The sequence below is a fragment of the Conexibacter stalactiti genome (assembly GCF_033542075.1).
GTDB classification, from domain to species: Bacteria; Actinomycetota; Thermoleophilia; order Solirubrobacterales; family Solirubrobacteraceae; genus Conexibacter; species Conexibacter stalactiti.
The window spans coordinates 1-2,174 of the sequence record NZ_JAWSTH010000212.1; the positions used below are offsets into that span (position 1 = coordinate 1).

At 73.4% G+C, this 2,174-nt stretch carries 2 protein-coding genes and 1 pseudogene; all 3 read right to left on the minus strand.

Annotation, left to right across the window (positions count from 1 at the left end; all coding sequences use genetic code 11):
- Window positions 1–1,479 (minus strand): annotated as a pseudogene (locus tag R7226_RS31330) (hypothetical protein); the annotation flags it as partial.
- A gap of 18 nt (window positions 1,480–1,497) precedes the next feature.
- A complete protein-coding gene (locus tag R7226_RS31335; protein WP_318601493.1) occupies window positions 1,498–1,836 on the minus strand; it encodes a hypothetical protein in 339 nt (112 codons plus the stop codon).
- A gap of 107 nt (window positions 1,837–1,943) precedes the next feature.
- The coding region (locus tag R7226_RS31340) for a hypothetical protein (protein ID WP_318601494.1) at window positions 1,944–2,174 on the minus strand (231 nt) is incomplete at its 5' end.

Here is a 2,174-nt window from a genome sequence, read left to right on the forward strand (position 1 = left end):
CCGCCCGTTCCCCGACCCCTTGCCGCCGGCCGGCCCGCCGCCGCCGGCCGGCGGTGCGGGACGGTCGCCGGCCGGCAGCGCCGGCGGTGGCACGGGGGGAAGCGCCGGCTGGCCGGGCGAGGCGTTCGAGGGCATCCGGTCGACTCGCCACGTGGGCGGCTGCGTCGGGCGCGGTGGCGTCGGCGGCGTCGGCGGCTTCGGAGGCCGCTGGCCGATCAGGTTCGACAGCTGCGACAGCCCCTTGCTCGCCGCTTGGGAGAGCAGGCGGCCGCCCGCCATGTTGAAGGCGCCGCGCACCATGCCGCCGCCGGGCGTGCGACCGCCGAGCGGGGAGATGTTCCACATCGTCGCGGCGTGCTTGGGCACGACCATCAGCGCGCCCAGCTCGGCGATGCCGATCAGCGGCAGCAGCATGTGCTGCGGGAGGCCGACGTCGGTGCCCCATGCCTGGAACTCCATGTTGGCGGTCCCGAACGCCCGGAAGGCGATCGCCCACATGATCGCGGTGCTCGTGACCATCCCGATGAAGCGGACGCCGTAGGAGGCGGGCGCCGTCGTCGTCGGCAGCGGCCACAGCGCGATCGCGATCGGCATGCCGATGAACGCCACCATCAGGCCGGCGACCATCGCGAGCTTCATGATCAGCAGCGAGTAGTAGAGCAGCGTGAACGCGATCACGATGAGGATCGCGGCGGCGAGCGCACCGCCGATGCCGCCCCCTGCGATCCCGCCGATCATCATTCCGGCGTTGACGATCGACGTCATCGCCGCCGTCACCTCGCCGTTGGGCAGCATCAGATTCGTGACGACGTTCGTCACGTTGATGACGCTCTCGAAGACGAACGGCCAGGCGAGGATCAGCAGCGCGGCGCCGGCGCAGCGCAGGACCGCGTCCATCAGCACGCTGACGCCCGCGCCGGAGCCGAGGCCCGCCGCCCAGTGGTGCAGGACCGCGAACGTCACGATCCCGAGCAGCAGCGCGAACCCGATCGACTGGCCCACCCACGCGGCGTTGGCCGTCGCGGGCGTCGCTCTGGCCGAGAACGGGGGCAGCTCGATCAGCCACGACGCCAGGGTCTCGGCGACCCAGCGGTCCTCGTCGGAGCCGAACAGCGCATTGACCGCGTCCTGGGTCATGCATTCCACCGACGGGATGCCGAGCATGTTCTCGTCGTCTTCGCACTTGGCTCTGGCCGCTCTCTGGGCGATCTCTCTGATCACCGCGTTGACGTCGTCCATCGCTCTTCTGACGTCGGCTTCCAGCTCGTCGCGGTCCGGCTCGCCGGTGCCCGCGGCGTCCGGCGTCGGGTCGGCCTGGTCGGGCACCTCTTCGGGACTGCCCGGAGCCGTCGGGCTCGGCCCCGGCTGGGGGCTCGGCGCGGGATCGTCGGCGGCGGCGACGCCGCCGCCCGCGAGGACGAGCAGCACGGCCGCGAGGACGATCGCGAGCAGGCGGGAGATCGGCAGCTGGCGCGTCATGGCTGTGACCCCTGCGCCCTACGCGACGATTCCGTTGCCGAGCAGCACGCCGCAGATCGCGACGGCCGACATCGTCATCATCCGCAGGCCCTGCGGCAGGCCGATCGCGGTCATCGCGCCGCCGGCCAGCAGGCCCATGCCCGACAGCGTGCCGATCAGCACCGTCGCGGGGCCCTTCACGCGCCCGATCGCGGCGTTGAGCTCACCGAGCGCGGTGCCGTCTCCTTGCTCCGCGGGCATCAGCAGCTCGGCTCCGCCGGCCAGCATCAGCAGCGCGAGCACCGCTGCGGTGGCGGTGAGCACGACGAGCCACGGGCGCCGGGGTCCGTGCGCGAGGGCGGTCAACTTCGGGGTCATCGCATCCTCCTTGTGGTCCGGTCGCTGCGACCGGGTCGGAACGGGCGTGTCGGACCCTTCTGTTGAGCGATCCGTGTAGTCCGCCCCCCTGACTTCGCAGCCGCTCATCACTCGAGTCCGAACTCGGCCGCGGCCGGGTCGTCGTTCTCCGGCGCCGGGCTGGGTGCGGGAGCGCTGGCCGGCGGCGAGGGAGCCGGCGCCGGGTTGGAGACGTTCGCGGGCGCCGGGCTCGCCGCGGGCGGCGATGGCGGTGGCGGAGGCGGAGGGGGAGGCGGCGCGGGCTCGGCGACGCGGGTCCGCTCGGCGCGCCTCGCCTCCGCGGCGGCGCGCCGCTGGTC

Excerpts from the sequence above, each read along its gene's own strand:
- R7226_RS31335 (WP_318601493.1), bottom strand. The coding sequence starts at position 1,836 with ATGACCCCGAAGTTGACCGCCCTCGCGCACGGACCCCGGCGCCCGTGG.